Consider the following 26,616-nt stretch of genomic DNA (forward strand, 5'->3'; position numbering starts at 1 on the left):
GCGCTGCCCGGCAGGCGCTCCGGCCAAGGGGAAGCACGGGAGAGGTGGAGCAAGGTGGCACGCAGCAGCTCGGGAATCGTGGCCGGGCTCACCGTGGTGGCGATCGCCGCCGTCGGCTTCCTCGGCTACCAGGCCTCCGCGACCGCGCCCGCGCATCCCCCGAAGGCGTCGGCCCAGCAGCCCGCGGCCCCCTCCCCGGCCGCGTCCCCGCACGTGGCCGACCCGGCGAAGCCGGTGGCCGTGCCGGCCGAGTCGGGCACCGGCTCGCGCGTCGTGTACTCGGTGGGCCAGAAGCGGGTGTGGCTGGTCGGGGAGAACGGGGAACCGAAGTCGTTCGCGGTCAAGCCCAGCACGGCGCACCCGAAGCCGGGCACGTACCTGGTGAACTCGCGCTCGGGCGCCGTGACCGGCTCGGACGGGGTGCCGATCGAGCACGTCGTGCGGTTCGCCACGGCGGACGGGGTCGTCGTCGGGTTCAGCTCCCGGGTGGACGGCCAGATGCCGGAGCCGGACCAGAGCAAGAAGACCGGCGGCATCCGGATGGCACGGACCGACGGCGATGCCATGTGGGCCTTCGCGACGATCAACTCGAAGGTCGTCGTCGTCCCCTGAGCAACGGCCCTCTGACCGGCGCCGCGGATTCACCCGTACGGGTCATCGCGGCCGGGCAGGGCGCGCGGGTACACGGGCTTCTCAGGCCGCCTCGGACTCCGGGGCGGCCCGTTCGCGTACGGCCGGCGGGTCGGCCTCGGGCGCGTCCGGGACCTCCCGCACGGGAGGCGTCGAGACGGCGGTGGCGGCCGCGCCCGCGGCGAGCAGCGCCCCCATGGGCACGACGGACGGGCGGGGGTCACGCTGCACTCCTGCTGCGGACATGGCTCCTCCTGGCTTGGGCCGGCCCGTACTTAGGTAAACCTAACCAGCCCTCTGTACCATGTGACCACGCCGGACTCGATCGGCGCAACATCTTGCCGACGAGTTGTCGGTACGTTTTCCGGGACGGCGGGTGCGGGCGTCAACTCCGGGCCCGCCGCTCCGGGCCCGCCCCCGCCGCTCCGGGCCGGCGGGCTACAGCGACGCCAGCGCGCCCGGCACCGACCAGCGCGCTCCGATCCCGCGCACCGAGACCTCCCGTACGTCGTCCAGGACCTCCTCGTGGCCGACCGCCCGCGCGATCACCACGTGCAGCCGGTCGTCGGAGAGCTCCTCGACCTTGCCGTCGCCCCATTCCACGACGACCACGGACTCGGGCAGCGAGACGTCGAGGTCCAGGTCCTCCATCTCGTCCAGGCCGCCGCCGAGCCGGTACGCGTCCACGTGGACCAGCGCCGGCCCGCCGCGCAGCGAGGGGTGGACCCGGGCGATCACGAAGGTCGGCGAGGTCACGGCGCCCCGTACGCCCAGCCCCTCGCCCAGGCCCCGGGTCAGCGTGGTCTTGCCCGCGCCGAGCTCCCCGGTCAGCAGGACGAGGTCGCCCGGGCGGAGCAGGCCGGCGAGGGTGCGGCCCAGCTCCTGCATGGCCTCGGGCGAGCCGACGGTGATGCGCGCCTCGGCGGCGGCCGCCTCAGTTCCCTGTTGCGGTGCCTGACGGTGCGCCGCTCGTGGCGCTTCCAGCGGTACTTCTTCCATGCCCGCCAACGTTAGTCGCTGCGGGCACCGCGCCCGTGCGCGCCAGCAGGTCGGTCAGCAGCCCGGTCACCGTGTCGGGGTATTCGAGCATCATCAGGTGCCCGGCGGACTCCAGGACCACGAGTTCGGCGGCCGGCAGCGCATCCTTGATGGCCTGGCTGTGCGCGGCCGGGGTGACCATGTCGCGGTCGCCGGCGATGACGGTGACGGGGATGTCGGCGAACCGCTGCAGGGCGGCGCTCTTGTCGTGGATCTGGAAGGCCGGGTAGAACTCCGCGACCACGTCGATCGGGGTGGCCTCGATGAGCCGCTCGGCGAAGCGCGCGACGCCCGGGTCCACCTCGCGGGGAGCCCCGAACGAGTACATCTTGATCATGCCCGCGAAGAGGTCGGCGGTGGCGCGGCGGCCCTTCTCCACGAGCTCCACCTGCGAGCCGAGCGCCTTGAGCACCGGCGGCAGGATGCGGCGTACGGCGCCCATGCCGACGGCGGGCAGCCCGTACGTCACCTGGTCGAGGTGGCCGCTGGAGGTGCCGACCAGGGCCACGCCGATCACCCGGTCGCGGATCAGCTCCGGGAACTGCTCGGCCAGCGCCATGATCGTCATGCCGCCCATCGAGTGGCCTGCGAGGACCAGCGGGCCCTCGGGCGCGGCGGCGTCGATGACGGTCTTCAGGTCCCGGCCGAGCTGGTCGATGGTCACGCGCTCGCCGTCGGCCTGGGCGAAGCCGCGCGCGCTGCGGCCGTGGCTGCGCTGGTCCCAGTACACGGAGCGGACCAGTCCGCGCAGGGCGGAGCGCTGGAAGTGCCAGGAGTCCTGGGCGAGGCAGTAGCCGTGGCAGAAGACGACGGTCGGCGCGGCCGGGTCCTTGCGACGCAGCCGGCCCCGCTTCTTGGGGCCCACGGGCGGCTCGTCGACCTCGTAGTAGAGCTCGGTGCCGTCCTCGGCGTAGCAGGCTGCCGGCGTCCCCCGCAGGGAGCCGTAGTCGCCGGTGGCGTCCAGCGCGAGGCGCGCCTTGCGGCGCATGCCGCGTCCGACCGTGATCCGTTCGACCGCGACCCCGGCCGCCGCGCCTGCGGCTATCACGCCGATCGCGGCGCCGGCCCAGCCCGCCTTGCGCCAGTTCTCGCTCACGCCGTCCTCACTCAGCCATCAGCCGCCCAGGTAGACACGGGGCACGCGCGCCCCGATACGGGTGACGATCTCATAAGCGATCGTGTGTGCCGCTTGAGCCCAGTCCTCGGCGGTGGGCTCGCCGTGCTCGCCGGTTCCGAAGAGGACGGCCTCGTCCCCGGCGCGTACCAGGTCACCACCCAGGTCGACGACGAACTGGTCCATGGCCACGCGGCCGGCGACGCGGCGGATCTTGCCGCCGACGGAGACGGGGCCGCTGCCGGAGGCGTGCCGGGGGATGCCGTCGGCGTAGCCGGCGGGGATGAGGGCCAGGTTCGTCTCGGCCTCGGTGACGTAGTGGTGCCCGTAGCTCACGCCGTGGCCTGCGGGCACGGTCTTGACCAGTGCCACCGAGGCCTTGAGGGTCATGGCGGGGCGCAGGCCCAGCTCCTCGGCGGTGCCGAGCTCGGGGGCCGGGGAGACCCCGTAGACGGCGAGGCCGCAGCGCACGAGGTCGAAGTGGCTCTCGGGCAGGGTCAGGGTCGCGGGCGAGTTGGCGATGTGCCGGACCTCGGGCTCCACGCCCTCCTTCTCGGCGTACGCCAGCATCTCGCGGAAGGACGCCAGCTGGAGCGGGATGGAGGGGTGACCCGGCTCGTCGGCGCAGGCGAAGTGCGACCAGAGGCCGGTGATCCTGACGGTGCCCTCGGCCTGGGCGGCCACGGCCGCGTCGACGAGCTCGGCCCAGTCGGCGGGCTGGCAGCCGCCGCGGCCGAGGCCGGTGTCGGCCTTGAGCTGGACCCTGGCGGTGCGGCCGGCGGCGAGGGCCGCCTTGCGCGCTTCGTCGAGGGCCCAGATGCCGCTGACGGAGATGTCCACGTCGGCTTCGACGGCCGCCTGCCAGGGACCGCCGGGGGTCCACAGCCAGCACAGGACCGGTCCGGTGATCCCGGCGGCGCGCAGGGCGAGCGCCTCCTCGGGGGTGGCGGTTCCGAGCCAGGTGGCACCGGCGTCCTGGGCCGCGCGGGCGCACTGGACGGCGCCGTGGCCATAGGCGTCCGCCTTGACGACGGCCATCAGCTCGGCCCTGGGTGCCCGCGCGCGCAGGGCGCGTACGTTCGCCCGTACGGCGTCAAGATCGATCTCGGCGTACACGCGCGTCGGTGTCTCGTTCATCGCCCCCAGTCTCTCAGAGCGAGGCCGTGGCCTGCGCGACCGCCGTTCGTACGGCGACATATTGGATGTTTTTCACCCCTGATGACGTATCAAGGGCGGTCGGCCTCCTCGCGGATGTCGCGCCAGGCCTCCGGCAGGGTCTCCGCGATCCGCTGGGCGAGGAGCGGGGCTCCGCGGGCGGCCCGGCGCCCCGCCAGGCCGTGCGCGTACGCCGCCACCGACGCGGCGTCCGGGGCCGCCAGGCCCGAGGCGAGCAGGGATCCCGCCAACCCCGACAGGACGTCGCCGCTGCCCGCGGTGGCCAGCCACGGGGTCCCCGTCGGGTTGACCCGGACCGGGCCGCCCCCCGGGCGCGCCACCAGCGTCGTCGACCCCTTCAGCAGGGCCGTCGCCCCGTACCGCGCCGCGAGGGACCGTACGGACGACAGCCGGCCCGCCTCCACCGCCGCCCGGTCCGTCCCGAGCAGCACCGCCGCCTCCCCGGCGTGCGGGGTCAGCAGAGTCTCGGCCGGCCGGGCCCGCAGCACCTCCGGGTCCAGCCCGCGCAGCCCGTCCGCGTCCACCAGCACCGGCACCGGGTCGGCCAGGGCCTCGGCGACCTCCGCCGCCCGGCCCTCGCCCAGCCCGGGGCCGACCACCCACGCCTGCACCCGGCCCGGCCCGATCAGCGTCTCCGGGTAGCGCGCCAGCACCGCGTCGGCCGCCGGGCCGACGTACCGCACGGCTCCCGCGCCGCCGTGCAGCGCCCCCGCGACGGCGAGCACCGCCGCACCCGGGTACTGCACCGACCCGGCGACGATGCCGACCACGCCCCGCCGGTACTTGTCGCTCGACGCCGTCGGAGCCGGCAGCAGCGCCGCCGCATCGGCGTGCTGCAGGGCCTCGGCGTCCGGGTCCGGCAGCGACAGCCCGATGTCCACCAGGCGCAGCGCACCGGTGCGCGAGGCCCCCGGGTCGATGAGCAGGCCCGGCTTGTACGCCCCGAAGGTCACCGTGACATCGGCGTGGACGGCCGCTCCGGCCACCTCGCCGGTGTCCGCGTCGACCCCGCTCGGGAGGTCCACCGCGACGACGACGGCGCCGTCCGGGATCCGCTCCACCAGCGCCGCGGCGGCCGGCCGGAGCCCGCCGCGGCCGCCGATGCCGACGAGCCCGTCCAGTACGAGGTCCGCCCGGCCGGGGACGGCCGGCGCGAGCCGGCCCCCGGCGGCCAGCAGGGCCCGCAGCCCGCCCGCGTGCACCCGCTCGGGATCCATCGGGACGGCCGTCACCCCGGCGCCGCGCCGGGCCAGCCGGGCGCCCGCGTAGAGCGCGTCGCCTCCGTTGTCCCCGGGGCCGACGAGCAGCACGACGCGCGAGCCGTACACCCGGCGCAGCAGTCCCGCGCAGACGGCGGCCAGCCCGGCCGCCGCGCGCTGCATCAGGGTTCCTTCGGGCAGCCGGGCCATCAGCTCGCGCTCGGCGGCCCGTACGGTCTCCACGCTGTAAGCAGTACGCATGGGACCAGCCTGCCCGAAAAGGAGGCTCAGCCCTCGGCGATCACCACGGCCGAGGCGATGCCCGCGTCGTGGCTCAGGGAGATGTGCCAGGACTTCACGCCCAGCGCCACCGCTCTGGCCTCGACCGTCCCGGACACCCGCACCCGCGGCTGCCCGGTCTCCTCGACGTACACCTCGGCGTCGGTCCAGAGCATCCCGCCGGGCGCGCCGAGCGCCTTGGCGAGGGCCTCCTTGGCGGCGAACCGGGCGGCGAGCGAGGCGGTCCCGCGCCGCTCGCCGCTCGGCAGCGTCAACTCGGAGTCGACGAACAGCCGCTGCGCCAGTTGCGGCGTCCGGGCCAGCGACTCACCGAACCGCTCGATCTCGGCAACGTCGATTCCCACTCCGATAATCACAACGCCAACTCGCTTCGCTCACTCCACCGTTACCGACTTTGCGAGGTTACGCGGCTGGTCCACCTCGTTGCCCCGCGCGGTCGCGAGCTCGCAGGCGAAGACCTGCAGCGGCACCGTCGCCACCAGGGGCTGGAGCAGCGTCGGCGTCGCCGGGATCCGGATCAGGTGGTCGGCGTACGGGACGACCGCGTCGTCGCCCTCCTCCGCGATGACGATGGTCCGCGCCCCGCGCGCCCGGATCTCCTGGATGTTCGAAACGATCTTGTCGTGCAGCACGGAGCGCCCGCGCGGCGACGGCACGACCACCACCACCGGCAGGTCCTTCTCGATCAGCGCGATCGGACCGTGCTTGAGCTCGCCCGCCGCGAAGCCCTCGGCGTGCATGTACGCCAGCTCCTTGAGCTTGAGCGCGCCCTCCAGCGCCACCGGGTACCCGACGTGCCGGCCCAGGAACAGCACGGTGTTCTTGTCCGCCAGCGAGCGCGCCAGCGCCCGGACCGGCTCCATCGTCTCCAGTACGGTGTCCACGGCCCCGGCGATGTCGGACAGTTCGCGGATCACCGCCTCGATCTCGTCGCCCCACTTCGTACCCCGCACCTGCCCGAGGTACAGCGCGACCAGATAGCAGGCCACCAGCTGCGTCAGGAACGCCTTCGTCGAGGCGACGGCAACCTCCGGACCTGCGTGCGTGTACAGCACCGCGTCCGATTCGCGCGGGATCGTCGACCCGTTCGTATTGCAGATGGCCAGCACCTTGGCGCCCTGCTCGCGGGCGTGGCGCAGCGCCATCAGGGTGTCCATGGTCTCGCCGCTCTGCGAGATCGCGACCACGAGCGTCCGCTGGTCCAGGATCGGGTCGCGGTAGCGGAACTCGCTCGCCAGCTCCGTCTCGCACGGGATGCGGGTCCAGTGCTCGATGGCCAGCTTCGCGATCATGCCCGCGTGGTACGCCGTACCGCACGCCACGATCACGACCTTGTCGACCTCCCTGAGCACCGAGACGGGGATGCGCACCTCGTCCAGGCTCAGCGAGCCGCTCCCGTCGATCCTGCCCAGGAGGGTGTCGGCGACGGCCTTCGGCTGCTCGGCGATCTCCTTGAGCATGAAGTAGTCGTACCCCCCCTTCTCGGCCGCCGAGGCGTCCCAGTCCACGTGGTACGCCCGAACGGACGCGGGCGCACCGGCGAAGTCGGTCACCGTGACCCCGTCGCGGCGGAGCTCGACGACCTGGTCCTGCCCGAGCTCGATCGCGGACCGGGTGTGGGCGATGAACGCGGCCACGTCCGAGGCGAGGAAGTTCTCGCCCTCGCCGACGCCCACCACCAGAGGGGAGTTCCGGCGGGCCCCGACCACCACGTCCGGTGCGTCGGAGTGCACCGCGACCAGTGTGAACGCGCCCTCCAGCCGTCGGCACACCTGCCGCATGGCCTCCGCGAGGTCCCCGCCGGCCTCGAACCGCTCGGCCAGCAGGTGGGCGACGACCTCGGTGTCCGTCTCGGACTCCAGCCGGTGCCCGCGCTCGGCCAGTTCGGCGCGCAGCTCGGCGAAGTTCTCGATGATGCCGTTGTGCACGACGGCGACCTTGCCCGCGTTGTCGAGGTGCGGGTGGGCGTTGACGTCGGTGGGCCCGCCGTGGGTGGCCCAGCGGGTGTGTCCGAGTCCCGTGGATCCGGCCGGCAGCGGATGCCCGACCAGCTCCTTCTCCAGATTGACCAGTTTTCCGGCCTTCTTGGCGGAGACCAGCCCCCCGTCCGCGAGCACGGCGACGCCCGCCGAGTCGTAGCCGCGGTACTCCAGCCGCTTGAGTCCGGCGATGACCACATCGAGCGCCGACTGCGCTCCCACGTAACCCACAATTCCGCACATACGGCGCAGCGTACGCGGATGTCGGCTCCGTGCCCCGTACCTGAACAAGACGAAAAACCCGCCCCGGCGAATACGCCGGAGCGGGGTTGACGGCTGCTCGAACGCCCGGCCGGGCCGGACCTCAGCCGAGCTTCTTGGCCTGGATCTCGACGACGGCCTTCGGCTGCTCGGCGGAGCCGCTCGGGCTCACGGCCGAGAAGGTGGCGATGATGTTGCCCTTGCGCACGACCACGAGCTCCGTGGAAGCCTTCTCGCCGTCAACGTCCGCCACCGCGGTGTAGGCGAGCGCCTCGTCGCCCGCGGTGACCGGGGCGCCCGGGACCACCTTGGCGATCTTGAGGGAGTCGCCGGCCTGGCTGCCGGTGTAACCGCCTGCGCAGGCCGTGGCGGCGGCCTTGACGGAGGCGAAGGCCGCCTCGGCGCCCTTGCCGTCGTACGAGGCGAGCGCGATGGACGTGACGGTGGCACCCAGGACGCCTTCCACGGACTTCGGCAGGGCGACCGCCTTGGTGCCCGCCCTGCCCACCGGGGTGCCGACCGGAGCCGTGGACTGCGCCTTGACCAGCGGCAGGCACTCGGGCTTGTCGCTGCCGGCACTGGCCGCCGCCGCGAGTTCGGCCGGGGTCGCCGCCCGGACCGCGTGGGTCGGCAGCTCGGTCTGCGTCACCAGCAGCGCCACCAGCTCGGCATCCGTCTTCCCCTTCGCGGCCGGGGCCGCGGACGAGGCTGCGCCGGAGGGGGTCGGCGTGGCGCCGCCCACCTTGTCGTCCGCCTTGCCGGAACCACAGGCGGTGGACAGCAGGACCAGGGACACCGCGGAAGCGGTCAGGACGGTACGACGGACAAGGGTGCTACGCACGAAGGATCTCCCCCAGAGAACACAACAATGAAAAGGGCGGCGGCCTGCAAAAAGACCGCAACGCCCGGGCAAATCTACGCGCCGCTCCGATCACTGCCCGCGCCTTTTCCGCCGCACGCCGCCAATCGTGACCGGGGCGATACCCTCCGCACCCGCCAAGGCCCGGCCACGTGACCGACCCCACCACCCACAACCGCCCCCGAGCCACGACAATGGCCCTGTGATCACTTCGCCGCCACGAAGCACGCAGCCGGACAGCGCGACGGAGCGCCCCGGCCGTCCCGAGCGGCCCCACCGCCGGGCCGAGGTCTCCCCGTACGTCGACCTCACCCGCGACGAGTGGAGCGCGCTGCGCGAGCGGACCCCGCTCCCCCTCACCGCCGAGGAGGTCGAGCGGCTGCGCGGTCTCGGCGACGTCATCGACCTCGACGAGGTCCGGGACGTCTACCTGCCGCTCTCCCGCCTCCTCAACCTCTACGTCGGCGCCACGAGCAACCTCCGCGGCACCCTCAACACCTTCCTCGGCGACGCCGGCAACGGCCACGGCGCCCAGCAGGGCACCCCCTTCGTCATAGGGGTCGCCGGCTCCGTGGCCGTCGGAAAGTCCACCGTGGCCCGCCTGCTCCAGGCCCTGCTCGCCCGCTGGCCCGAGCACCCCCGCGTCGAGCTGGTCACCACCGACGGCTTCCTCTACCCGATGAAGGAGCTCCAGCGGCGCGGGCTGACCTCCCGCAAGGGCTTCCCGGAGTCCTACGACCGGCGCGCGCTCACCCGCTTCGTCGCGGACATCAAGGCGGGCAAGGACGAGGTCAGCGCCCCGGTCTACTCGCACCTGATCTACGACATCGTCCCCGGCGAGCGGCTCGTCGTGCGCCGCCCGGACATCCTGATCGTCGAGGGGCTCAACGTCCTGCAGCCGGCCCTGCCCGGCACGGACGGCCGTACGCGCGTCGCGCTCGCCGACTACTTCGACTTCAGCGTGTACGTGGACGCCCGGCCCGAGGACATCGAGCGCTGGTACCTCAACCGGTTCCGGAAGCTGCGCGAGACCGCGTTCCAGAACCCCTTCTCCTACTTCCGCAAGTACACCCAGGTCTCCGAGGAGGAGGCCATGGAGTACGCGCAGACCATGTGGCGCACGATCAACAAGCCCAATCTCCTGGAGAACGTCGCTCCCACCCGCGGGCGCGCCACGCTCGTCGTCCGCAAGGGCCCGGACCACAAGGTCCAGAAACTCAGCCTCCGCAAGCTCTGATCCCCTCCCCCGGCCACTAGGGTGCGGCCATGCTGCACCTTCGGTTGATCATCCCGGCCGACCGGACCAAGGCCGTGATCTCGGCCATCGAGTCGACGGTCGGCACCACCCACCTGGTCGTGCTGCCGGGCGCCGCCCGCGAGCCCCTGGGCGACGTGGTGCTGTGCGACGTGGCGCGCGAGGCGGGCGACGAGCTGCTGAACGAGCTCCGGGGACTGGGGATCGAGGAGGACGGCTCGATCGCCGTCGAGAACATCGACCTGTCGCTGTCCCGGCGGGCCGAGGCGGCCGAGGAGGAGGCCCCGGGCGAGGCGGCCGACGCGGTGCTGTGGGAGCAGCTGACCGAGGCCACCCACGAGGAGTCCACCCTCACCTTCACGTACGTCGCGTTCATGATCCTCGCGACGATGATCGCCGCCTGCGGCGTCGTGCTCGACAACGCCATCCTGATCGTGGGCGCGATGGCGGTCGGCCCGGAGTTCGGACCGCTCGCCGGGGTCTGCACCGGCGTGGTGCAGCGGCGACCGCGGCTCGCCCTGCGGTCCCTCGGCGCCCTGCTGATCGGTTTCGCCCTGGCGATCGTCGCCACCACCGTCTTCAGCCTGGGGATGGACGCGATCGGGCAGTTCAACGCAGAGATGCTGGAGCAGCCCCGCCCGAACACCGGCTTCATCTGGCGGCCGGACCCCCTGTCCTTCGTGGTGTCACTGCTCGCGGGCATGGCGGGCGTACTGTCGCTGACCTCCGCCAAGTCCGGCGCGCTGGTCGGCGTGGCGATCTCCGTGACCACCGTTCCGGCCGGCGCCAACGCCGCGGTGGCCCTGGGCTACGGGGACTTCGCCCAGATGTGGGGCTCGGCGGAGCAGCTGCTGCTCAACCTGTGCGGCATCATGCTGGCCGGCGTCCTGACCCTGTACGGCCAGAAGGCTCTGTGGCGGACCCAGCGCGGCCGCTGGGCCCGCAGACCGAAGACCTGAGCGGACCGGCCCCGAACGCCGTCGGCCCCGTCCCCCGGTGGATTCCGGGGGACGGGGCCGACGTACGAGAAGCGGGGCCGCTCTAGCCGAGCGCCGACTTCACGGCGTCCGCCAGCCGGCCGGCGACCGCGCGGGCCTGCTCGATGTCGGCGGCCTCGACCATCACGCGTACGAGCGGCTCGGTACCGGACGGACGGAGCAGCACGCGCCCGGTGGTGCCCAGCTCACGCTCGGCGTCGGCGACGGCCGCCGCCAGCTCGCCGGAGGTCGCGACCCGGGACTTGTCCACGTCGGGAACGTTGATCAGCACCTGCGGCAGCCGCCGCATGACGCCCGCGAGTTCGGCGAGCGAGCGGCCCGTGGCCGCGACGCGCGCCGCGAGCAGCAGGCCGGTGAGCGTGCCGTCGCCGGTCGTGGCGTGGTCGAGGATGATCACGTGGCCCGACTGCTCGCCGCCGAGCGCGTAGCCGTGCTCCTTCATCGACTCCAGCACGTACCGGTCGCCGACACCGGTCTGCACGACCTCGATGCCCTCGCCCTCCATGGCCAGCTTGAAGCCGAGGTTGGACATCACGGTGCCGACGACGGTGTTGCCGCGCAGCTGGCCGGCCTCGCGCATGGCCAGGGCCAGCACCGCGAGGATCTGGTCGCCGTCGATCTCGGCGCCGGTGGCGTCGACCGCGAGGCAGCGGTCCGCGTCGCCGTCGTGCGCGATGCCGAAGTCGGCGGCGTGCTCGACCACGGCCTGCTTGAGGAGCTCCAGGTGGGTGGAGCCGCAGCCGTCGTTGATGTTGAGGCCGTCGGGCTCGGCGCCGATGGTGACGATCTCGGCTCCCGCCCGGGTGAAGGCCTCGGGCGACACGCGGGCTGCCGCGCCGTGCGCCTCGTCCAGGACGATCTTGAGTCCTTCGAGGCGGTTCGGGAGGACCCCGATGAGGTGGGCGACGTACTTGTCGAAACCCTCGTCGTAGTCGGAGACGCGGCCGACGCCGGCGCCGGTGGGCCGGTCCCAGGGGGCGCCGGTGCGGTGCTCGTCGTAGACGGCCTCGATGCGGTCCTCGAGCTCGTCGGCGAGCTTGTGGCCGCCGCGGGCGAAGAACTTGATGCCGTTGTCGGGCATCGCGTTGTGGCTGGCGGAGAGCATCACGCCGAGGTCGGCACCCAGCGCACCGGTGAGATACGCCACCGCCGGGGTGGGCAGCACACCGACGCGCAGGACGTCCACGCCCGCGCTCGCGAGGCCGGCGACGACCGCAGCCTCCAGGAATTCGCCGGAGGCGCGCGGGTCGCGGCCGACGACCGCGGTCGCGCGGTGGCCCGCGAAGGTGCCCGCCTCGGCGAGTACGTGGGCAGCTGCCACGGAGAGACCGAGCGCGAGCTCAGCCGTCAGATCCGCGTTGGCGACGCCGCGTACACCGTCCGTCCCGAAGAGTTGTCCCACTGTTGTCCTCCCGAGTTCACGCTTCGTTTGTGACCGCTTGTGACATGTATTTGCCGCTTGTGGCGGTAAACGAACCGCCCCGGCAGCACAGAGAGTGCTGCCGGGGCGGTTGTTGCTGAACAGCAGGCGCAGATTAACGCTTGCTGTACTGCGGAGCCTTACGGGCCTTCTTGAGACCGGCCTTCTTGCGCTCGACCGCACGGTCGTCGCGGGAAAGGAAGCCGGCCTTCTTCAGCGCCGGGCGGTTGTTGTCGACGTCCGCCTCGTTCAGGGCGCGCGCCACGCCGAGGCGCAGGGCGCCGGCCTGGCCGGAGACGCCGCCACCCGAGATGCGGGCGATGATGTCGTAGCGGTTGTCCAGCTCAAGGAGCTTGAACGGCTCGTTGACTTCCTGCTGGTGCACCTTGTTGGGGAAGTAGTCCTCAAGGGTGCGACCGTTGATCTTCCACTTGCCGGTGCCCGGAACGATCCGGACGCGGGCGATGGCGTTCTTGCGACGGCCCAGGCCGGCGGCCGGCTGGGGGTCGCCGAAACGGCCGGCAAGGGACTCGGAGGTGTAGTCGCCCTCGACGACGACCTCAGACTCGGTGGTGTACTCCTCGACGCCCTCGAACTCTTCGACGGGGGTCTCGGCGGTGGTCTCGGCCACGATGCTCCTCAGAATTTTCTACGTCTTAGGGGGTGGCCGGAACTACTGCGCGACCTGGGTGATCTCGAACGGCACCGGCTGCTGGGCAGCGTGCGGGTGCTGGTCGCCCGAGTAGACCTTCAGCTTCGAGAGCATCTGACGGCCCAGGGTGTTCTTGGGGAGCATGCCCTTGATGGCCTTCTCGACGGCCTTCTCCGGGTTGTTCGCCAGGAGGTCGTCGTAGCGCACGGAACGCAGACCGCCCGGGAAACCGGAGTGGCGGTACGCCATCTTCTGGGTCGCCTTGTTGCCGGACAGGTGAACCTTGTCGGCGTTGATGATGACGACGAAGTCGCCCATGTCCATGTGAGGCGCATAGGTCGGCTTGTGCTTGCCCCGCAGGAGGGCAGCGGCCTGGGTCGCCAGACGGCCGAGGACAACGTCCTGGGCGTCGATGACGAGCCACTGGCGCGAGATGTCGCCGGGCTTGGGGCTGAACGTACGCACGCGTATGCCTTCGCTTCTTCAGTGGTGGTATCCCAAGGGCGCAAGCCCCCGCGGGAAGGTCCTGACAGGGTCACCACGGACGATCACGACAGCCCTCGTTCACATCGGGGACGCATCCCGTGTGAACCGCTGGTCATCGGTCCGGTGGACCGGCGCAAGGCCCTTTCACGTGAGAATGAGAAAGCCCATACGCATAACAAACCAGCAGGATACCCAAGCAGACCCGTACGGGTCAAAACGCGGTCCGCGATGCCGATTCTGCTGGCGTCGCGGCGCACTCCGGTTCGGTCCTGGGTGGGGACCCCGCAGTTGTTACTTGGCCAAGAATAACCCGACCGGAGCCCAGCGCACGACGCACCAGCAGGATCGCGAGCCCGCACAGGGTGGCGCAGTCCTTGAAGGCACGCCGCTTGTGGGCCAGCTCGGAGGGCCACGGGACCAGCGCCACCTGGGGCGTCAGGGCCAGCCAGAACCAGGGTGAGCGGGGCATCGACCCCGGCCGCACCGCCGAGGCCAGCAGCAGCGGGAGCACCACCAGCAGGTAGTGGTCGAAGGACGGCCGCGAGACCAGGAATGCGGTGAGCATCACCATGCAGGCCGTCTCCGCGAGCCGCAGCTCCCCCGCGTCGCCCTCCTCCCCCGTGCGCCGCCACCGCGTCCAGGCGGCCCAGAGCCCCGCCCCGGCCCCCGCGAAGGCCACCAGCACCGCCACCGGCTGCGGCACCCCCAGCCGGGGCAGCACCGCTATGGGAGAGGCGTCCCAGGGCAACGCGTACGCGTCCTGCCCCTGGAGCAGGAACGGCAGGGTCTTGGTGAAGAACAGCGTCGGGCTGGGCATCATCAGCGCCCCGAGCAGCGACACCCCGAGCGGCACCAGCACGGCCACGGCGAGCCCCCGCCACTGCCTGGCCAGTACGAAGAGCAGCCCGATCGGCACCAGCATGGGCTTGCAGGCGATGGCCAGCCCCACCACCAGCCCGGCGGCCGCCCAGGACCGCCGGTGCGCGAGCAGCAGCGCGACCGGCAGCGCGGCCGCCGAGATCGCCGTCCAGTTGCCGATCAGCACGAGGTTCACGTACGGCTTGTAGGCCAGGGCCAGCACCGCGAACCCGACGACCGCGAAGCGCGAGCGCAGCGGCACCGAGAACATCCGCAGCGCGGCCAGCCACCCGATGCCCAGCAGCCCGGACATCGCCACCGGCAGGCTCCAGCGCAGCACCGCCGTCGGCAGCAGCGCCTCGGGAACGGCCATCAGGACCGCGCTGGGCAGGTACAGGAAGCGCTTGTCCTCGTACGGCGACCCGCCGGCCAGCAGCGTCTGCGCCGCCTTGACCACGAAGGCGTTGTCCGAGCCCCAGTTCTCCCGCAGGCTCGTGGAGACGCAGACCCCCAGCACCACCGCGAGGGAGACGAGCTGCCAGGGCCGGGACGCGGGCCGCAGCAGCCAGTCGAGCAGCCGGTTGCCGGGGCCGCCGTTCTCCCGCTTCACGAGCCAGATGCCAGGCCGCAGGCCCACAACGCCTCCCCCTCACTCCGGCCGAGGGGCCGGTCTCCCCCTAGCGCTTGCGCTCGACCCTACGTTCGTCCCAAACGGGTTCCTGAGTCTCTCGCACAACACCGTCGGAACCGAAGACCAGGAAACGGTCAAATGTCCGAGCGAACCACCGGTCGTGCGTGACGCACAGCACAGTGCCCTCGTACGACTCCAGACCGTCCTGGAGGGCTTCCGCGGACTCCAGGTCCAGGTTGTCGGTCGGCTCGTCCAGGAGCAGCGCCGTGGTGCCCGCCAGCTCCAGCAGCAGGATCTGGAAACGCGCCTGCTGGCCGCCCGACAGCCGCTCGAAGGGCTGCTCCCCCTGGCGCTCCAGCTCGTACCGGCGCAGGACGGCCATGGCGGGGCCGAGCGGCTTCGCGGCCTCCGTCCACAGGATGTCGACGAGCGTGCGTCCGAAGAGCTCGGGGTGGGCGTGCGTCTGCGCGAAGTGACCGGGGACCACCCGGGCGCCCAGCTTGAAACCACCCGTGTGCTTGACGTCCTCGCCGGCCAGCAGCCTCAGGAAGTGCGACTTCCCGGAGCCGTTCGAGCCGAGCACGGCGACCCGCTCCCCGTAGAAGACCTCCAGCGAGAACGGCTTCATCAGGCCCGTGAGCTCGAGGTTCTCCACGGTCAGCGCGCGCACGCCGGTCCGCCCGCCCTTCAGACGCATCTTGATGTCCTGCTCGCGCGGCGGCTCCGGCGGCGGGCCGGCCTCCTCGAACTTCTGGAAGCGCGTCTGCATCGCCCGGTAGCGCGAGGCCATGTCGGGGCTGCTCGCCGCCTGGTTGCGCAGCCGCAGCACCAGCGCCTTCAGGCGGGCGTGCTCCTCGTCCCAGCGCCGCTTGAGCTCCTCGAAGCGCGCGAAGCGCTCCTTGCGGGCGTCGTGGTAGGTGTCGAATCCCGAGCCGTGCACCCACACGTCCGTGCCCGTGGGGCTCGGCTCCAGGCTGATGATCTTCTCGGCGGCCCGGGACAGCAGCTCCCGGTCGTGCGATACGAACAGCACGGTCTTGCGGGTGGCCTTGAGCTGCTCCTCCAGCCACCGCTTGCCCGGGACGTCCAGGTAGTTGTCCGGCTCGTCCAGCAGCAGCACCTCGTCCGGCCCGCGCAGCAGCGCCTCCAGCACGAGCCGCTTCTGCTCACCGCCCGACAGCGTGCGCACCTCGCGGAACTGAGCGGCGTCGTACGGGACGGCCAGTGCGGCCATGGTGCAGACGTCCCACAGGGTCTCGGCCTCGTAGCCCTGTACGTCGGCCCAGTCGCTCAGCGCCTGCGCGTACGCCATCTGGGCGGACTCGTCGTCCACCGTCATGATCAGGTGCTCGGCCCGGTCGACGGCCTTCGCGGCCTCCCGGATCCGGGGCTGGGCCACCGAGACCAGCAGGTCCCGTACGGTCGTCTCGTCCCGCACGGAGCCCACGAACTGCGACATCACGCCGAGGCCGCCGCTGACGGTGGTCCCGCCGCCGTGCGGCTGGAGGTCGCCGGAGATCAGCTTCAGCAGGGTGGACTTGCCGGCGCCGTTCGCCCCGACGAGGGCGACGACCGACCCCTCCCCCACGCGGAAGGAGACGTCGGGGAGCAGGACCCGCCCGTCGGGAAGGTAGTACTCCAGGTGGCTGGCTTCGAGATGTCCCATGCGGGGCATTGTCCAGGCCCGGCGCCGATACGCCCAAACGGATTGCGGCGGCCGGCCGCGGATCAGCAGCAGCCGGCGCCCGGCAGGGTGCGCATGTTGCGGGCCTCCTTGCTGCGGGCGGCCAGCAGCTCGTCCGCCGGGTAGCCGACCTCCTCCAGGGTGAGCCCGTGCGGCTTCACCACGTGCACCGAGGAGTCCCGGACGGCGGCCCGCAGGACCTTCCCCGGCCAGTCGGTCGGCCGGTGCCCGTCCCCGACGTGCAGCAGGGCGCCGACCAGCGAGCGGACCATGTTGTGGCAGAAGGCGTCGGCGCGGACCGTCGCGGTGACGATCCCGTCCTCGGCGCGCTCCCAGCTGAGCTGCTGCAGGGTGCGGATGGTCGTGGCGCCCTCCCGCTTCTTGCAGTACGCGGCGAAGTCGTGCTCGCCGAGCAGCGCGGCGGCGGCCTCGTTCATGGCGTCCACGTCGAGCGGCCACTGGTGCCACAGCACGTGCCCCCGGCGCAGCGGGTCCACGCCGCCCTGGTGGTCGCCGACGCGGTAGGCGTAGCGGCGCCAGACGGCGGAGAAGCGGGCGTTGAAGCCTTCGGGCGCCTCGGCGGCCTTCCACACCCGTACGTCGTGCGGCAGCCGGCCGGCGAGGCGGCGCAGCAGCTTGTCGTGGTGCTCGGCCCACACCTCGTCGCGTACGTCGAACTGCGCGACCTGCCCGCGCGCGTGCACGCCGGCGTCGGTCCGCCCGGCCACGGTCAGCTCGACCGGGTCCGGCAGCCGCATCACGGTCTGCAGGGCCGACTCCAGCTCGCCCTGGACGGTCCGCAGCACGCGCTGCTTCGCCCAGCCGGAGAAGTCCTTCCCGTCGTACGACAGGTCCAGCCGTACCCGGACGTGCCCGGGCTCCACCTCGTCACTCACGCGACAGATCCTCTCAGAAGCTCAAGAACGTCAGGAAACGCAGAACGGGCCCGCCCCGGGAAGGGGCGGGCCCGTTCAGAGCCGATCAAGCAAGCTCGATCCCGAAGCGGGATCAGGCCTCCTTGGTCTCCTCGGCGGCGGGAGCCTCGGCCACGGCCTCGGCGTCCTTCGCGGCACGCTTGGTGGCGGCCTCGGCCTCACCAGTGGCCTGCTGGGCGACCGTGAGGGCCTCGACCAGCTCGATCACGGCCATCGGGGCGTTGTCGCCACGACGGTTGCCGATCTTGGTGATGCGCGTGTAACCACCGGGGCGGTTCTCGTAGCGCGGGGCGATCTCGGTGAACAGCGTGTGCACGATGCTCTTGTCCGTGATCGTCTGCAGCACCAGGCGACGGTTGTGGATGTCGCCCTTCTTGGCCTTGGTGACCAGACGCTCGGCGTAGGGACGCAGGCGACGGGCCTTGGCCTCGGTGGTGGTGATGCGGCCGTGCTCGAAGAGCGCCTTCGCGAGGTTCGCGAGAAGGTGCTTCTCGTGCGCGGCGGAGCCGCCCAGACGGGCACCCTTTGCGGGACGCGGCATGGTGTTACTCCTTCATTTCTGCACCGGCCGTGTCAGGTACCGGTGTCAGTTCCCCCGCGGCGGCTGCCGCGGGAAAGTTCAACGGGTGCTGCTCAGTACTGCTCGGTCTCGACGAAACCGGCGTCCGCGTCGTCGTCGGCGCCGAAGGCGTCGGCAGCGGCGGTCGGGTCGAATCCGGGCGGGCTGTCCTTGAGGGCCAGGCCCATGCCGGCCAGCTTCGCCTTGACCTCGTCGATCGACTTCGCACCGAAGTTGCGGATGTCGAGCAGGTCGGCCTCGGAGCGGGCGACGAGCTCACCCACGGAGTGGATGCCCTCGCGCTTGAGGCAGTTGTACGACCGAACGGTGAGCTCGAGCTCCTCGATCGGCAGCGCCAGGTCGGCGGCCAGGGCGGCGTCCGTCGGGGACGGGCCCATGTCGATGCCCTCGGCGTCGATGTTGAGCTCGCGCGCCAGACCGAACAGCTCGACCAGGGTCTTGCCGGCGGACGCCATGGCGTCGCGCGGGCGCATGGCCTGCTTGGTCTCGACGTCGACGATGAGCTTGTCGAAGTCGGTGCGCTGCTCGACTCGGGTCGCCTCGACCTTGTAGGTGACCTTGAGGACCGGGCTGTAGATGGAGTCGATCGGGATGCGGCCGATCTCCTGGCCCAGCTGCTTGTTCTGGACGGCGGAGACGTAGCCGCGACCGCGCTCGACGGTCAGCTCCATCTCCAGCTTGCCCTTGCCGTTGAGCGTGGCGAGGACGAGGTCCGGGTTGTGCACCTCGACACCGGCCGGGGGCGCGATGTCGGCAGCGGTGACCAGGCCGGGACCCTGCTTGCGCAGGTACATCACGACCGGCTCGTCGTGCTCCGAGGAGACGACCAGCTGCTTGATGTTGAGGATGATGTCGGTGACGTCTTCCTTGACACCGGGCACGGTGGTGAACTCGTGCAGGACGCCGTCCACGCGGATGCTGGTGACAGCGGCACCCGGGATCGAGGACAGGAGCGTGCGGCGCAGCGAGTTGCCGAGGGTGTAGCCGAAGCCCGGCTCGAGCGGCTCGATCACGAACCGCGAGCGGTACTCGTCGACGACCTCTTCGGTCAGCGAAGGACGCTGAGCGATAAGCATGTGTGTTCCTTCAGTCGTGGACGCCCACTATTTGACGCCCGACGGGTAAAGCCAGGTACTGCAAGGGTACGGGCGGCACGTCCCCCCGAAGGGGTTCGTACCGCCCGGACACTCAAAGACGCACAGGCGTCGCTGCGTCAGACGCGGCGGCGCTTCGGCGGGCGGCAGCCGTTGTGCGGGGTGGGGGTGACGTCCTGGATCGAGCCGACCTCGAGGCCGGTGGCCTGGAGGGAGCGGATCGCGGTCTCGCGGCCGGAGCCCGGACCCTTGACGAAGACGTCAACCTTGCGCATGCCGTGCTCCTGCGCGCGGCGGGCGGCCGACTCGGCGGCCATCTGCGCGGCGAAGGGGGTGGACTTGCGCGAGCCCTTGAAGCCGACGTGGCCGGCGGAGGCCCAGGAGATCACGTTGCCCGAGGGGTCCGTGATCGAGACGATCGTGTTGTTGAACGTGCTCTTGATGTGGGCGTGCCCGTGAGCGACGTTCTTCTTTTCCTTGCGGCGCACCTTCTTGGCAGCGCCCTGACGACCCTTGGGGGGCATCTAAATCTCCTACGGGAGGTGGTCGGTCCTACAGCGCAAGACCGCTGAACAGGACTACTTCTTGCCCGGCTTCTTCTTACCGGCGATCGCGCGACGCGGGCCCTTGCGGGTACGCGCGTTGGTGCTGGTGCGCTGACCGTGCACCGGGAGGCCGCGACGGTGGCGGATGCCCTGGTAGCACTGGATCTCGATCTTGCGGCGGATGTCGCCCTGGATCTCGCGGCGGAGGTCACCCTCGGTACGGAGGTTGGCGTCCACGTACTCGCGGATCTTGACGAGGTCCTCTTCGGCCAGGTCACGAACGCGGGTGTTCGGGTTCACGCCGGTGGAGGCGAGGATCTCCTTGGACCGGGTGCGCCCGATACCGAAGACGTAGGTGAGTGCGATCTCCACGCGCTTTTCGCGCGGGATGTCAACACCGGAAACGCGTGCCATTCAATGGCTCCTGTGTGTTCGGGGGTCTTCCGCAGAACCACTCCCGACCGCCGACCACACCTGATGGGTGGTGGTACGCCCGGGTCCCCGGCCCCCGCCGGAGGTGCCGCCGGCCCCTCTCAGGGCTGGGCGGGCTCTGCGTATGTACGTTTTCTTACGTCGCGCGAAGAACTGCGTAGTGCAGGTCGGTCGGCGTGCGTCAGCCCTGGCGCTGCTTGTGGCGCAGGTTGTCGCAGATGACCATGACCCGACCGTGACGGCGGATCACCTTGCACTTGTCGCAGATCTTCTTGACGCTCGGCTTGACCTTCATGTTGGTGAGGTTCTCCGGGTCAGTGCCACCACCCGCGCCGGGACGAGATGTCCGGGCCGGAGTGAAGACAAGATCTACTTGTATCGGTAGACGATCCGGCCACGCGTCAGGTCGTACGGAGACAGCTCCACAACGACCCGGTCATCCGGGAGGATGCGGATGTAGTGCATACGCATCTTGCCGCTGATGTGCGCAAGGACCTTGTGACCGTTCTGCAGTTCCACCTTGAACATTGCGTTCGGGAGGGACTCGATCACGGTGCCCTCGATCTCGATGGCACCTTGCTTCTTGGCCACGCTTCGCCCTTCGAATCGGCTACCTTGATCAGCTCCCCGCCTTCGCATGAGGACATGCGGGTGCAAAGGAGCCGACGAGTCAGTCTACGTCAGGGCACCCAGAAAGACGAATCCGGAAAGTTTGCCCTACAGCGTAGATCATTAACCAAGCGGATCCGGCGCAGTGGTCACGCCGTACTCCGCCAGCTTTGCCTTGCCGCAGTCCGGGCTCGTCAGCACGATGGGGCCGGCCTCGGTCAGGGCGATGGAGTGCTCCCAGTGCGAGGACCAGGTGCCGTCCGTGGTGATGACCGTCCAGTCGTCCGCCAGCACCTCCGTCTGCGGGGTGCCCAGGGAGACCATGGGCTCGATGGCCAGGCAGACGCCCGGGACCAGCTTGATGCCCTTGCCGCGCTTGCGCGAGACGTAGTTCAGCAGGTGGGGGTCCATGTGCATCTCGGACCCGATGCCGTGGCCGCCGTAGTCCTCGATGATCCCGTACTTGCCGGTCGCGGGCCGCGGCTGGCGGCGGATGTAGCCCTCGATCGCCTTGGAGATGTCCACGAGGCGGTTGCCGAGCTTCATCGCGGCGATGCCGGCCCACATCGACTCCTCGGTCACCCGGGAGAGCTCGATCAGCTCCGGAGCGTGACCCGTGCCCACGAAGGCCGTGTACGCCGCGTCGCCGTGCCAGCCGTCGACGATGGCACCGGCGTCGATCGAGATGACGTCGCCGTCCTTGAGGACCGTCTTGTCGTCCGGGATGCCGTGGACGACGACCTCGTTCACGGACGTGCAGATCGTCGCGGGGAAACCGCCGTAGCCGAGGAAGTTCGACTTGGCCCCGGCATCCGAGATGACCTTGCGGGCCACCATGTCCAGATCCCGCGTCGTGGCGCCCGGTACGGCCGCCTCACGGGTCGCCGCGTGGATCGCGGCGACGACCAGCCCTGCCTCGCGCATCTTCGCGATCTGCTCGGGGGTCTTGATCTGGACCATGGGTAGTGCCTTCCACCTTCGGACTTCGGATCTGCGTTGTTCAGGTCGTCTCAACAGTAAGGCCGCGGGGTCCTGGGGACACCGCGGCCTTACTGCTCGTCACAAGGATCGCTACTTCTTGAGCGCGTCCATCGCACGCTGCGTGACGTCCGCGACCTCGCCGAGGGCGGGGATCGTCACCAGCAGGCCCTGGGCCTTGTAGTAGTCGATGATCGGCTCGGTCTGCGTGTGGTAGACCTCGAGCCGGTTGCGGACCGTGGCCTCGGAGTCGTCGTCGCGCTGGTACAGCTCGCCGCCGCAGGTGTCGCAGACACCTGCGGCCTTCGGCGCCGCGTACACGACGTGGAAGACGTGCGCGGAGTCGTTGCGGCAGATCCGGCGGCCGGCGATGCGCTTGACGACCTCGTCCTCCTCGACCTCCAGGTCGAGGACGGCGTCCAGCTTCATGCCCGCCGTCTGCAGCATCTCGTCCAGCGCCTCGGCCTGGGAGACGTTGCGCGGGAAGCCGTCCAGCAGGAAGCCGTTCACGGCGTCCGGCTGCTCCATGCGGTCCTTGGCCATGCCGATGGTGATCTCGTCGGGGACGAGGTCACCGGCGTCCATGAACGCCTTCGCGCGCTGGCCCAGCTCGGTGTTCTGGCTGATGTTGGCGCGGAAGAGGTCGCCCGTGGAGATGTGCGGGATCGACAGGTTCTTCGCAAGGAACGCGGCCTGCGTTCCCTTGCCCGCACCGGGCGGTCCGACGAGGACGATTCGCATCAGCGGAGGAACCCTTCGTAATTGCGCTGCTGGAGCTGGCTCTCGATCTGCTTCACGGTTTCCAGACCCACACCCACGATGATGAGGATGCTCGTCCCGCCGAACGGGAAGTTCTGGTTCGCTCCGAAGCCGGCCAACGCCATCGTCGGCACAAGAGCGATGAGACCCAGGTACAGCGACCCCGGCCAGGTGATCCGGTTGAGCACGTAGCTCAGGTACTCGGCGGTGGGTCGACCGGCGCGGATACCCGGGATGAACCCACCATACTTCTTCATGTTGTCTGCAACTTCCTCGGGGTTGAAAGAAATCGCCACGTAGAAGAACGCGAAGAAGACGATCAGGAGGAAGTAGGCCGCGATGTAGTAGGGGTGGTCGCCCTTGACGAAGTGCTTCTGGATCCAGACGGCCCAGCCGGCGGTCGAACCGCTGAACTGCACGATCAGCGCCGGGATGTACAGCAGCGACGAGGCGAAGATGACCGGGATGACACCGGCCTGGTTCACCTTGAGCGGGATGTACGTCGAGGTGCCCCCGTACGCGCGGCGGCCGATCATGCGCTTCGCGTACTGGACCGGAATCCGACGCTGCGCCTGCTCGACGAAGACGACGAGCGCGACCATGGCCAGACCGACGAGGATGACCACGCCGAACTCGACCCAGCCGTCGGCGATCTTGCCCTGGAGCTTGATCTGCCACAGGGCGCCGATGAAGCCGGCGGCGATCGAGATGAACATCAGGATCGACATGCCGTTGCCGATGCCGCGGTCGGTCACGAGCTCACCGAGCCACATGACGACGCAGGTACCGGCGGTCATCGTGATGACCATGACGATGGTGGTGAAGATCGACCGGTTCGGGACGATCTGGCTGGCGACCTGGCAGCCCTGGAACAGGGCACCAGTGCGGGCGGTGGCGACGAGGCCGGTGCCCTGCAGGATCGCGAGTGCGACCGTCAGATAGCGCGTGTACTGAGTGATCTTCGCGGTGCCGGACTGACCCTCTTTTTTGAGGTTCTCCAGCTTCGGGATGACCACGGTCAGCAGCTGCAGGATGATGCTCGCCGTGATGTACGGCATGATGCCGAGCGCGAAGATCGTGATCTGCAGCAGCGCACCGCCACTGAACATGTTGACGAGACCGAAGAGGCTGTTGCTGCTCCCGGCCTGGTCGACACAGATCTGAACGTTCTTGTAGCTCACGCCGGGTACCGGGATGTGGGACCCGAGCCGGAACAGCACGATGATGCCGAGCGTGAAGAGCAGCTTCTTGCGCAGGTCGGGCGTCTTGAACGCCCGGGCGAACGCGGTGAGCACGGTGCCTCCTGCGACCCCCGCGCTACTGCGTCAGAGGTGACGGTCTGAGGGATCGACGAATACGTACAAGCAAAGGTGCAGGCCACCTTACCGGCGACTGCGCCCCCCGTGGAACGACCAACCGGGGATGCCCCATTTGTGAGGCATCCCCGGTCGGGTTTCTAGCTATCTGTCACCTGGTTCGTCTTAGACGAGCTCGGTGACGGTGCCGCCGGCAGCGGCAATCTTCTCCTTGGCGGAGGCGGAAACGGCGTCAACCGAGACCGTCAGCGCCACGGAGATCTCGCCCTGGCCCAGGACCTTGACGAGGCTGTTCTTGCGCACCGCGCCCTTGGCGACCAGGTCGGCCACCGTGACCTCTCCACCCTCGGGGTAGAGAGCGCCGAGCTTGTCCAGGTTGACGACCTGGAACTCGGTGCGGAACGGGTTCTTGAAGCCCTTGAGCTTCGGCAGACGCATGTGGAGGGGCATCTGCCCACCCTCGAAGCGCTGCGGGATCTGGTAACGGGCCTTCTGGCCCTTCGTACCACGACCGGCCGTCTTACCCTTCGACGCCTCACCACGACCGACACGGGTCTTCGCGGTCTTGGCGCCGGGGGCGGGACGGAGGTTGTGGGCCTTCAGCGGGCTGTTCTCAGCCATGATTAGTCAACCTCCTCAACCGTCACGAGGTGGCGGACGGTGTGAACCATTCCGCGGAACTCGGGGCGGTCCTCCTTGACGACCACGTCGTTCAGGCGCTTGAGCCCGAGCGAACGCAGCGTGTCGCGGTGGTTCTGCTTGCTGCCGATGTACGACTTCGTCTGCGTGATCTTGAGGCGGGCCATCAGACACCCGCCCCAGCACGTGCACGAAGGAGAGCCGCGGGGGCGACGTCCTCGAGGGGCAGACCACGGCGAGCCGCGATCTCCTCGGGACGCTGCAGGCCCTTGAGGGCCGCCACGGTCGCGTGCACGATGTTGATCGCGTTGTCGGAGCCCAGGGACTTCGACAGGATGTCGTGAACGCCGGCGCACTCCAGAACGGCGCGCACCGGGCCACCGGCGATAACACCGGTACCGGGGGAAGCAGGCTTCAGCAGGACAACGCCGGCCGCCTTCTCGCCCTGGATCGGGTGCGGGATGGTGCCCTGGATGCGCGGAACCTTGAAGAAGTTCTTCTTGGCTTCCTCGACACCCTTGGCGATGGCCGCGGGAACTTCCTTGGCCTTGCCGTAACCGACACCTACAGTGCCGTCACCGTCGCCCACCACGACCAGCGCGGTGAAGCTGAAGCGGCGACCACCCTTGACAACCTTGGCGACGCGGTTGATCGCGACAACGCGCTCAACGTAAGCGGTCTTCTCGGCGGCAGGGCCACCGTCGCGACCCTTCCGGTCCCGCCGCTCGCCGCCACCGGCACCGCTTCCGCGGCGCTGGGGTCCAGCCATTGGATTACCTCTCTCTGTTACGTCCGTGAGTCCCGGAACCGGGGCTTAGAACTTCAGCCCGGCTTCGCGGGCGGCGTCAGCCAGAGCGGCAATGCGCCCGGCGTATCGGTTGCCACCGCGGTCGAACACGACGGTCTCGACACCCGCGGCCTTGGCACGCTCGGCGACGAGCGCGCCGACAGCCTGGGCCTGCGAGCTCTTGTCGCCTTCGCCACCGCGGATCGAAGCGTCCAGGGTCGACGCGGACGCCAGGGTGTGACCCTGGAGGTCGTCGATGACCTGAGCAACGATGTTGCGGTTGGAACGCGTCACGACGAGGCGCGGACGCTCCGCCGTACCCGAGACGTTCTTGCGGATGCGGATGTGGCGGCGAGCCTTGGCAGCGCGCTTGTACGCGTCGCCCTTGGCGATCTTCACACCGTATGCCATGGCTACTTACCAGCCTTTCCGACCTTGCGGCGGATGACCTCGCCGGCGTACTTGACACCCTTGGCCTTGTACGGGTCGGGCTTCCGCAGCTTGCGGATGTTGGCGGCGACCTCGCCGACCTTCTGCTTGTCGATGCCCTCGACCGAGAACTTGGTGGGCGACTCGACCTTGAAGGAGATGCCCTCGGGCGCCTCGATCAGGATCGGGTGGCTGTAACCAAGCTGGAACTCCAGAGCGGAGCCCTTCGCGGCGACGCGGTAACCGACACCGCTGATCTCGAGAGCCTTGACGTACCCCGTGGTCACACCGGTGATCATGTTCGCCACCAGCGTGCGGGACAGGCCGTGCAGGGCCTTGTTCTGACGCTCGTCGTTCGGGCGGGTGACGTTCAGAACGCCGTCCTCACCCTTGACGATCTCGATCGGCGCGGCGACGGTGTGCGAGAGAAGACCCTTGGGGCCCTTCACCGCGACCGTGCGGCCATCGATGGTGACGTCCACACCGGCGGGAACCTGGATGGGGAGCTTGCCGATTCGCGACATTGCTTTTCCTCCGTTCCCGACTACCAGACGTAGGCGAGGACTTCCCCACCTACGCCCTTCTTGCCTGCCTGCTGGCCGGTCAGGAGACCGTGGGACGTGGAGATGATCGCCACGCCCAGGCCGCCGAGGACCTTCGGCAGGTTGGTGGACTTTGCGTACACGCGCAGACCGGGCTTCGAGATCCGCTTGATGCCCGCGATGGAGCGCTCACGGTTCGGCCCGAACTTCAGCTCGAGGACGAGGTTCTTGCCGACCTCGGCGTCCTCGACCTTCCAGCCGGTGATGAAACCCTCCTGCTTGAGGATCTCCGCGATGTGCGACTTGATCTTGCTGTGCGGCATCACGACAGTGTCGTGGTACGCCGAGTTAGCGTTACGCAGACGGGTCAGCATGTCTGCGATCGGGTCAGTCATGGTCATGAAGTGGCCTTCGGCCTCTCTCGCCGGGGT

The 26,616-nt window shown here is 70.0% G+C and carries 32 protein-coding genes; 3 read left to right on the plus strand and 29 right to left on the minus strand.

Annotated features, from left to right (window positions below):
- Nucleotides 1–54 precede the first annotated feature (54 nt).
- On the plus strand, nucleotides 55–612 hold the full coding sequence (locus tag K7B10_RS17355; RefSeq protein ID WP_229336961.1) for a hypothetical protein: 558 nt from the start codon (nucleotides 55–57) through the stop codon (nucleotides 610–612).
- A gap of 81 nt (nucleotides 613–693) precedes the next feature.
- On the opposite strand, the gene K7B10_RS17360 is transcribed toward K7B10_RS17355, so the two are convergent.
- The 8 genes from K7B10_RS17360 to K7B10_RS17395 form a co-directional block, all read right to left on the minus strand.
- Entirely contained in the window at nucleotides 694–876 is a 183-nt protein-coding gene (locus tag K7B10_RS17360; protein ID WP_229336962.1) for a hypothetical protein, read from the minus strand.
- A gap of 192 nt (nucleotides 877–1,068) precedes the next feature.
- Nucleotides 1,069–1,614, minus strand: a complete 546-nt coding sequence (gene tsaE / locus K7B10_RS17365; protein ID WP_372481554.1) for a tRNA (adenosine(37)-N6)-threonylcarbamoyltransferase complex ATPase subunit type 1 TsaE — start codon at nucleotides 1,612–1,614, stop codon at nucleotides 1,069–1,071.
- Nucleotides 1,565–2,764: an alpha/beta fold hydrolase gene (locus K7B10_RS17370; protein ID WP_229336963.1), complete on the minus strand. Its 1,200-nt coding sequence runs from the start codon at nucleotides 2,762–2,764 to the stop codon at nucleotides 1,565–1,567. The genes tsaE and K7B10_RS17370 overlap by 50 nt, the downstream gene beginning before the upstream one ends.
- A gap of 18 nt (nucleotides 2,765–2,782) precedes the next feature.
- Nucleotides 2,783–3,919 (minus strand): alanine racemase, encoded by a 1,137-nt coding sequence (gene alr, locus K7B10_RS17375; RefSeq protein ID WP_229336964.1) that lies wholly within the window; start codon nucleotides 3,917–3,919, stop codon nucleotides 2,783–2,785.
- Nucleotides 3,920–4,008: 89 nt separating this feature from the next.
- A complete protein-coding gene (locus tag K7B10_RS17380; protein ID WP_229336965.1) occupies nucleotides 4,009–5,418 on the minus strand; it encodes an NAD(P)H-hydrate dehydratase in 1,410 nt (469 codons plus the stop codon).
- 26 nt (nucleotides 5,419–5,444) lie between these two features.
- Nucleotides 5,445–5,813: a holo-ACP synthase gene (locus K7B10_RS17385; RefSeq protein ID WP_229336966.1), complete on the minus strand. Its 369-nt coding sequence runs from the start codon at nucleotides 5,811–5,813 to the stop codon at nucleotides 5,445–5,447.
- 18 nt (nucleotides 5,814–5,831) lie between these two features.
- Nucleotides 5,832–7,679, minus strand: a complete 1,848-nt coding sequence (glmS, locus tag K7B10_RS17390; RefSeq protein ID WP_229336968.1) for a glutamine--fructose-6-phosphate transaminase (isomerizing) — start codon at nucleotides 7,677–7,679, stop codon at nucleotides 5,832–5,834.
- A 121-nt stretch (nucleotides 7,680–7,800) separates the two neighbouring features.
- Nucleotides 7,801–8,538, minus strand: coding sequence for a hypothetical protein (locus K7B10_RS17395; RefSeq protein WP_229336971.1), 738 nt, complete (start codon nucleotides 8,536–8,538; stop codon nucleotides 7,801–7,803).
- A 220-nt stretch (nucleotides 8,539–8,758) separates the two neighbouring features.
- Here K7B10_RS17395 and coaA point away from each other — a divergent pair, with 220 nt between their 5' ends.
- Nucleotides 8,759–9,793, plus strand: a complete 1,035-nt coding sequence (coaA, locus tag K7B10_RS17400; protein ID WP_229336973.1) for a type I pantothenate kinase — start codon at nucleotides 8,759–8,761, stop codon at nucleotides 9,791–9,793.
- A gap of 29 nt (nucleotides 9,794–9,822) precedes the next feature.
- Nucleotides 9,823–10,770, plus strand: a complete 948-nt coding sequence (locus tag K7B10_RS17405; protein ID WP_229336975.1) for a DUF389 domain-containing protein — start codon at nucleotides 9,823–9,825, stop codon at nucleotides 10,768–10,770.
- A gap of 82 nt (nucleotides 10,771–10,852) precedes the next feature.
- Here K7B10_RS17405 and glmM read toward each other — a convergent pair whose 3' ends face one another.
- The 21 genes from glmM to rpsH all read right to left on the minus strand — a co-directional run bounded on the left by glmM (nucleotide 10,853) and on the right by rpsH (nucleotide 26,586).
- Nucleotides 10,853–12,211 carry a phosphoglucosamine mutase gene (gene glmM / locus K7B10_RS17410; protein ID WP_030864404.1) on the minus strand — a complete coding sequence of 453 codons (1,359 nt, stop codon included), beginning with the start codon at nucleotides 12,209–12,211 and terminating at the stop codon, nucleotides 10,853–10,855.
- A 133-nt stretch (nucleotides 12,212–12,344) separates the two neighbouring features.
- Complete coding sequence (rpsI, locus tag K7B10_RS17415; protein ID WP_030864407.1) at nucleotides 12,345–12,860, minus strand: 30S ribosomal protein S9; 516 nt, start codon at nucleotides 12,858–12,860, stop codon at nucleotides 12,345–12,347.
- 42 nt (nucleotides 12,861–12,902) lie between these two features.
- On the minus strand, nucleotides 12,903–13,346 hold the full coding sequence (gene rplM / locus K7B10_RS17420; RefSeq protein WP_030864410.1) for a 50S ribosomal protein L13: 444 nt from the start codon (nucleotides 13,344–13,346) through the stop codon (nucleotides 12,903–12,905).
- Between the two features lie 232 nt (nucleotides 13,347–13,578).
- Nucleotides 13,579–14,835 carry a glycosyltransferase family 87 protein gene (locus K7B10_RS17425; protein WP_229336977.1) on the minus strand — a complete coding sequence of 419 codons (1,257 nt, stop codon included), beginning with the start codon at nucleotides 14,833–14,835 and terminating at the stop codon, nucleotides 13,579–13,581.
- A gap of 67 nt (nucleotides 14,836–14,902) precedes the next feature.
- Nucleotides 14,903–16,522 carry an ABC-F family ATP-binding cassette domain-containing protein gene (locus K7B10_RS17430; RefSeq protein ID WP_372481428.1) on the minus strand — a complete coding sequence of 540 codons (1,620 nt, stop codon included), beginning with the start codon at nucleotides 16,520–16,522 and terminating at the stop codon, nucleotides 14,903–14,905.
- Nucleotides 16,523–16,584: 62 nt separating this feature from the next.
- The gene (truA, locus tag K7B10_RS17435; RefSeq protein ID WP_134072017.1) at nucleotides 16,585–17,436 is read right to left on the minus strand and encodes a tRNA pseudouridine(38-40) synthase TruA; all 852 of its coding nucleotides are present in this window, start codon (nucleotides 17,434–17,436) and stop codon (nucleotides 16,585–16,587) included.
- Between the two features lie 112 nt (nucleotides 17,437–17,548).
- The gene (gene rplQ, locus K7B10_RS17440; RefSeq protein ID WP_030298228.1) at nucleotides 17,549–18,016 is read right to left on the minus strand and encodes a 50S ribosomal protein L17; all 468 of its coding nucleotides are present in this window, start codon (nucleotides 18,014–18,016) and stop codon (nucleotides 17,549–17,551) included.
- Between the two features lie 92 nt (nucleotides 18,017–18,108).
- Nucleotides 18,109–19,131: a DNA-directed RNA polymerase subunit alpha gene (locus tag K7B10_RS17445; RefSeq protein WP_008739666.1), complete on the minus strand. Its 1,023-nt coding sequence runs from the start codon at nucleotides 19,129–19,131 to the stop codon at nucleotides 18,109–18,111.
- A 137-nt stretch (nucleotides 19,132–19,268) separates the two neighbouring features.
- Nucleotides 19,269–19,673, minus strand: coding sequence for a 30S ribosomal protein S11 (gene rpsK, locus K7B10_RS17450; RefSeq protein ID WP_003956432.1), 405 nt, complete (start codon nucleotides 19,671–19,673; stop codon nucleotides 19,269–19,271).
- A gap of 54 nt (nucleotides 19,674–19,727) precedes the next feature.
- A complete protein-coding gene (gene rpsM, locus K7B10_RS17455; RefSeq protein WP_007265919.1) occupies nucleotides 19,728–20,108 on the minus strand; it encodes a 30S ribosomal protein S13 in 381 nt (126 codons plus the stop codon).
- 199 nt (nucleotides 20,109–20,307) lie between these two features.
- Nucleotides 20,308–20,421 carry a 50S ribosomal protein L36 gene (rpmJ, locus tag K7B10_RS17460; RefSeq protein WP_003956441.1) on the minus strand — a complete coding sequence of 38 codons (114 nt, stop codon included), beginning with the start codon at nucleotides 20,419–20,421 and terminating at the stop codon, nucleotides 20,308–20,310.
- A 74-nt stretch (nucleotides 20,422–20,495) separates the two neighbouring features.
- Complete coding sequence (gene infA, locus K7B10_RS17465) at nucleotides 20,496–20,717, minus strand: translation initiation factor IF-1 (RefSeq protein ID WP_003956442.1); 222 nt, start codon at nucleotides 20,715–20,717, stop codon at nucleotides 20,496–20,498.
- 141 nt (nucleotides 20,718–20,858) lie between these two features.
- Nucleotides 20,859–21,695 carry a type I methionyl aminopeptidase gene (gene map / locus K7B10_RS17470; protein ID WP_229336981.1) on the minus strand — a complete coding sequence of 279 codons (837 nt, stop codon included), beginning with the start codon at nucleotides 21,693–21,695 and terminating at the stop codon, nucleotides 20,859–20,861.
- A gap of 111 nt (nucleotides 21,696–21,806) precedes the next feature.
- Complete coding sequence (locus tag K7B10_RS17475) at nucleotides 21,807–22,454, minus strand: adenylate kinase (protein WP_229336983.1); 648 nt, start codon at nucleotides 22,452–22,454, stop codon at nucleotides 21,807–21,809.
- The gene (gene secY / locus K7B10_RS17480; RefSeq protein WP_030864428.1) at nucleotides 22,454–23,767 is read right to left on the minus strand and encodes a preprotein translocase subunit SecY; all 1,314 of its coding nucleotides are present in this window, start codon (nucleotides 23,765–23,767) and stop codon (nucleotides 22,454–22,456) included. The genes K7B10_RS17475 and secY overlap by 1 nt, the downstream gene beginning before the upstream one ends.
- A gap of 186 nt (nucleotides 23,768–23,953) precedes the next feature.
- Nucleotides 23,954–24,409: a 50S ribosomal protein L15 gene (gene rplO / locus K7B10_RS17485; RefSeq protein WP_030154704.1), complete on the minus strand. Its 456-nt coding sequence runs from the start codon at nucleotides 24,407–24,409 to the stop codon at nucleotides 23,954–23,956.
- Nucleotides 24,410–24,411: 2 nt separating this feature from the next.
- Complete coding sequence (gene rpmD / locus K7B10_RS17490) at nucleotides 24,412–24,594, minus strand: 50S ribosomal protein L30 (protein ID WP_005313525.1); 183 nt, start codon at nucleotides 24,592–24,594, stop codon at nucleotides 24,412–24,414.
- Entirely contained in the window at nucleotides 24,594–25,196 is a 603-nt protein-coding gene (rpsE, locus tag K7B10_RS17495) for a 30S ribosomal protein S5 (RefSeq protein ID WP_030864431.1), read from the minus strand. Before rpsE ends, rpmD begins: the two co-directional genes overlap by 1 nt.
- A gap of 45 nt (nucleotides 25,197–25,241) precedes the next feature.
- On the minus strand, nucleotides 25,242–25,625 hold the full coding sequence (gene rplR, locus K7B10_RS17500) for a 50S ribosomal protein L18 (RefSeq protein ID WP_030008471.1): 384 nt from the start codon (nucleotides 25,623–25,625) through the stop codon (nucleotides 25,242–25,244).
- 2 nt (nucleotides 25,626–25,627) lie between these two features.
- The gene (gene rplF, locus K7B10_RS17505; RefSeq protein ID WP_030154703.1) at nucleotides 25,628–26,167 is read right to left on the minus strand and encodes a 50S ribosomal protein L6; all 540 of its coding nucleotides are present in this window, start codon (nucleotides 26,165–26,167) and stop codon (nucleotides 25,628–25,630) included.
- Between the two features lie 20 nt (nucleotides 26,168–26,187).
- Entirely contained in the window at nucleotides 26,188–26,586 is a 399-nt protein-coding gene (gene rpsH / locus K7B10_RS17510; protein ID WP_007265911.1) for a 30S ribosomal protein S8, read from the minus strand.
- Nucleotides 26,587–26,616 lie beyond the last annotated feature (30 nt).

It is taken from the genome of Streptomyces flavotricini (assembly GCF_020639365.1).
Taxonomy (GTDB): domain Bacteria; phylum Actinomycetota; class Actinomycetes; order Streptomycetales; family Streptomycetaceae; genus Streptomyces; species Streptomyces flavotricini.

Bases quoted from the DNA above. Each gene is read 5' to 3' on its own strand.
- K7B10_RS17430 (WP_372481428.1), bottom strand. From the start codon at position 16,522: ATGGGACATCTCGAAGCCAGCCACCTGGAGTACTACCTTCCCGACGGG.
- alr (WP_229336964.1), bottom strand. From the start codon at position 3,919: ATGAACGAGACACCGACGCGCGTGTACGCCGAGATCGATCTTGACGCC.
- glmS (WP_229336968.1), bottom strand. From the start codon at position 7,679: ATGTGCGGAATTGTGGGTTACGTGGGAGCGCAGTCGGCGCTCGATGTG.
- K7B10_RS17445 (WP_008739666.1), bottom strand. From the start codon at position 19,131: ATGCTTATCGCTCAGCGTCCTTCGCTGACCGAAGAGGTCGTCGACGAG.
- rpmD (WP_005313525.1), bottom strand. From the start codon at position 24,594: ATGGCCCGCCTCAAGATCACGCAGACGAAGTCGTACATCGGCAGCAAG.
- rplO (WP_030154704.1), bottom strand. From the start codon at position 24,409: ATGGCTGAGAACAGCCCGCTGAAGGCCCACAACCTCCGTCCCGCCCCC.
- rplF (WP_030154703.1), bottom strand. From the start codon at position 26,167: ATGTCGCGAATCGGCAAGCTCCCCATCCAGGTTCCCGCCGGTGTGGAC.
- rpsH (WP_007265911.1), bottom strand. From the start codon at position 26,586: ATGACCATGACTGACCCGATCGCAGACATGCTGACCCGTCTGCGTAAC.
- rplQ (WP_030298228.1), bottom strand. From the start codon at position 18,016: ATGCCGCGTCCCGCAAAGGGTGCCCGTCTGGGCGGCTCCGCCGCGCAC.
- rpsE (WP_030864431.1), bottom strand. From the start codon at position 25,196: ATGGCTGGACCCCAGCGCCGCGGAAGCGGTGCCGGTGGCGGCGAGCGG.
- map (WP_229336981.1), bottom strand. From the start codon at position 21,695: ATGGTCCAGATCAAGACCCCCGAGCAGATCGCGAAGATGCGCGAGGCA.
- K7B10_RS17405 (WP_229336975.1), top strand. From the start codon at position 9,823: ATGCTGCACCTTCGGTTGATCATCCCGGCCGACCGGACCAAGGCCGTG.
- rplR (WP_030008471.1), bottom strand. From the start codon at position 25,625: ATGGCATACGGTGTGAAGATCGCCAAGGGCGACGCGTACAAGCGCGCT.
- K7B10_RS17360 (WP_229336962.1), bottom strand. From the start codon at position 876: ATGTCCGCAGCAGGAGTGCAGCGTGACCCCCGCCCGTCCGTCGTGCCC.
- K7B10_RS17380 (WP_229336965.1), bottom strand. From the start codon at position 5,418: ATGCGTACTGCTTACAGCGTGGAGACCGTACGGGCCGCCGAGCGCGAG.
- K7B10_RS17475 (WP_229336983.1), bottom strand. From the start codon at position 22,454: ATGCGAATCGTCCTCGTCGGACCGCCCGGTGCGGGCAAGGGAACGCAG.
- rpmJ (WP_003956441.1), bottom strand. From the start codon at position 20,421: ATGAAGGTCAAGCCGAGCGTCAAGAAGATCTGCGACAAGTGCAAGGTG.
- rpsM (WP_007265919.1), bottom strand. From the start codon at position 20,108: ATGGCACGCGTTTCCGGTGTTGACATCCCGCGCGAAAAGCGCGTGGAG.
- rpsK (WP_003956432.1), bottom strand. From the start codon at position 19,673: ATGCCCCCCAAGGGTCGTCAGGGCGCTGCCAAGAAGGTGCGCCGCAAG.